Here is a 2,993-nt window from a genome sequence, read left to right as displayed (position 1 = left end):
ATGTCTTGCAGCGTGTTGTTGAGCGCATGGCCCATATGCAGCGAGCCGGTGACGTTCGGCGGCGGGATGACGATGGTGAAGGCGTCCGCCCCTTCCTCCGCGCCGGCGCCGGCCCGGAAGGCGTCGGCCTCTTCCCAGATTTTGGCGATCTTCGGCTCGACGGTCTTGGCGTCGTAGGTCTTTTCAAGCATGGAGGAGGTCCGGACTGTCGGTAACAAGCGTCCGGTGTAAATCGGAAGGTCTTGGCCGAGTCAACCGCGAGAGCTGCGATCACCGTCACAGATAGGCCTGCCGCAGCCCGTGGCAATGTCGGCCGAGCAGGAGCAACGCGCGCTCACCTGAGAGCCTTGAACAAGGCGCCGCCCGAAGGCGGCGCTTTTCAGCTTGCGTGTTACGGCGGCTACTGCGCGCCGCGCGCCACGCGCTCGATCTCTTCGCGCACCAGCCTTTCGACCAGCGTCGGCAGGTTGTTGTCGAGCCAATCCTGCAGCATCGGCCGCAACATCTCTTCGGCCATTTCATCGAAGCTCTTCTTGCCGCGGCTGGCAAAGGCATCGGAAAGCTCGCCGAACGCGGCGGCAACCTGCCTGCCCGTGTGCTCGGAAAGGATCGCGGGACGGGACGGCTGAGCCTCAGGCGCGGAGGACTGGGGAGCGTCGGCATGCGCAACGGCTTCGACCGCGGGCTCCTCCTTGTCGATCTCGACCCGCGGCGCGGCTTCCGGAGCCCGGACAGCCGGCTTCGCCGTAACGGTGCTGCCTCCGGCCGCGGCGATTTCCCGCCGCCAATCGGCGACAATGGTCTCGGCGGTCTGCGGCGCATTTGCAGCGGCGGGCCTGTTGGCGGCTGCCGGCGCGCTCGGCTCGACCGCGTGTCTGACACCAGCCTCCGCCGGGGTCGCCGGCGCTGCCTTCACCGGCTCCGGGCGAGCCTCGGCGCGCGCAAGCACTGGATCGGTCGCGGCAAGCTGGGCCTGGACCTCCGCCAGCGTCGCCGGCCTGCGGGGACCGGCATCGGCATGCAGTTCGGAACGAAAGGCGTCGACCTCGACAGCGGGTATCGCAGCGGAGGGAGTGTTGACGGCGGCCGGTTCCAGGTCCTGGCGCAGGTCACCGGCCTCGGCCGGCTGCTTGCGACCGGTATCGCTGTCCTCGATGATCCTTCGGATGGAAGCCAGTATCTCTTCCATGGAAGGTTCGCGCTGCGCGCTGCTTGCCGTCGCCATCGTCACATCCGCCGCCCTTGTGACCACTACGCAATTCCGTTCCTGCCCGGGCCGGAATTCGAATCAGTGGAGACAGCGTAACCGACCGATCGCCATCCGAGAATCCCCAATCTGGGGACTCTTTGGATTTCAACAGATTAGGAGATTTCAACAGAAAGCATGTCTCTCGAAAGTGGGAACCGGTTTCGGGATAAAGACATGCATAAAATCAAAAACCTAAAGCGCATACGCGCTTCAGGCGATGCGCAGCCCGGTCAGTCATCCTGAAAAGACAAACGCCGCGCATCCATGGGACGCGCGGCGTTTATCGAAGCTTGGATCCGAAATCAGCGTCCGTCGGGCGTGCGCAATCCGATCCACTTGTCCTTGACGGCGTTGTAATGCTCTTCCGGCCTGTATTTGGTGACGGCCAGGCCCAGGCGATCGACCGACAGCCGTCCCATCGCCGACAGGATGGCGTAGCTCGCCACCACCACATCGCGCTCGGAGCTTGCCTGGTTGATCTTGGCGGTGATGACGGCGTTCTGCGCGTTCAACACGTCGAGCGTCGTGCGCTGGCCGACATTGCGCTCCTCGATGACACCGTTCAGCGCCAGCTGCGCGGCGTCGATGACCTGCCTGTTGGCATCCACGCTTTCGCGCGCTGCGACATATTGCGTCCAGGCCGAGACCACGGCCTGGCGCACCTGGTCGCGGCTGACATCGACCTGGATGCGCGCCTCGCTGAGCGATTCCTTGTTCTGCCGCACAATCGCCGAGGTCCGGCCGCCCGAATAGATCGGTATGGTCAGAGTTGCGCCGATATTGGCGGACGTCGAGCTACCGTTGGGACTGCTGGAGGAACCGGGAGAGGTGTGGCTGTAATTGTCCGAGATGCCGGCGGAGGCCGAAAGCTGGGGCAGCAGCGCACCTTCCGACGACTTCATCGAAAACGCCGCCGCATCGACGAGATGCTGCGTGGCAAGGATGGCCGGATGCTCGGCGGAAGCGACAGCCAGGGCGGAATCGAGATTGCCCGGCAACAGCTTGCCCAGCGGCGAGGCCGCCTTCAGCTTGCCCGGCTCGTCGCCGACGATCTGGTGGTAGGTGGCCGCGCTCGCCAGCGCCGTTGCGCGGGCGGCGCTCAACTGAGCCACGGCCGTGGCGCGCGAGGCGTCGGCCTGGGCGACGTCGGTACGGGTGCCCTCGCCGACCTCGAAGCGCGAGCGGGCGGCGCGCGCCTGCTCAGTCAGGAACTGCAGGTTCTGCTCGGTCAGCACCGCGACCTGGCGGTCGCGAATCACGTCCATATAGGCGCTCGCCGCGTTGAACAGGATGTTCTCTTCGGTGTTGCGCAGGCTTTCGACCGAAGCCTTCACCTGCGATTCGGCGGCAGCGACATTGTTCTTGGTCTGAAAGCCGTCGAACAGCGTCTGGTTGATCTGCACGCCGAAGCTGCCGGTCGTCAGTCTCCTGCTGGTGCCAAATCCGTGCGTGTTGGTGTAGTCGATGTTGGCCGAACCAGTGACGGTCGGGCGCCAGCCCGACTTGGCGATGGCAACACCCTCATCGGTGACGCGCACGCCGGCGCGCGCGGCGTTGAGCTGCGAATTGTACTGGTAGGCTTTGGCGAGGGCGCCCGTAATGGTCTCGGCGGAGGCGGCCAACGGCGAAAGCGCTGTCGCGGAAACCAGGATGGCGGCTAGAACAGTCTTGCGTACGGACGGCACGTAATATCCCTCATTCGTTTGCATGGGAACCGCGCCACGACAGTCGCTCATCCATGAGC

Annotated in this window: 3 protein-coding genes; all 3 read right to left on the bottom strand. The window is 64.9% G+C overall.

Annotated elements, in window-relative coordinates:
• On the bottom strand, window positions 1–191 hold a 191-nt coding region (locus tag EOA27_RS29775), incomplete at its 3' end, for a class I tRNA ligase family protein (RefSeq protein WP_145970613.1).
• 209 nt (window positions 192–400) lie between these two features.
• Entirely contained in the window at window positions 401–1,225 is an 825-nt protein-coding gene (locus EOA27_RS29770) for a PopZ family protein (RefSeq protein ID WP_126082276.1), read from the bottom strand.
• A 326-nt stretch (window positions 1,226–1,551) separates the two neighbouring features.
• Window positions 1,552–2,934, bottom strand: coding sequence for a TolC family outer membrane protein (locus tag EOA27_RS29765; RefSeq protein WP_127257907.1), 1,383 nt, complete (start codon window positions 2,932–2,934; stop codon window positions 1,552–1,554).
• Between the last annotated feature and the right edge of the window lie 59 nt (window positions 2,935–2,993).

The sequence above is a fragment of the Mesorhizobium sp. M2A.F.Ca.ET.037.01.1.1 genome (assembly GCF_003998075.1).
Lineage (GTDB): Bacteria > Pseudomonadota > Alphaproteobacteria > Rhizobiales > Rhizobiaceae > Mesorhizobium.
This window is presented reverse-complemented; position numbering and strand designations above follow the sequence as displayed.

Coding starts and splice junctions, on each gene's coding strand:
- EOA27_RS29770 (WP_126082276.1), bottom strand. CDS start 1,225: ATGGCGACGGCAAGCAGCGCGCAGCGCGAACCTTCCATGGAAGAGATA.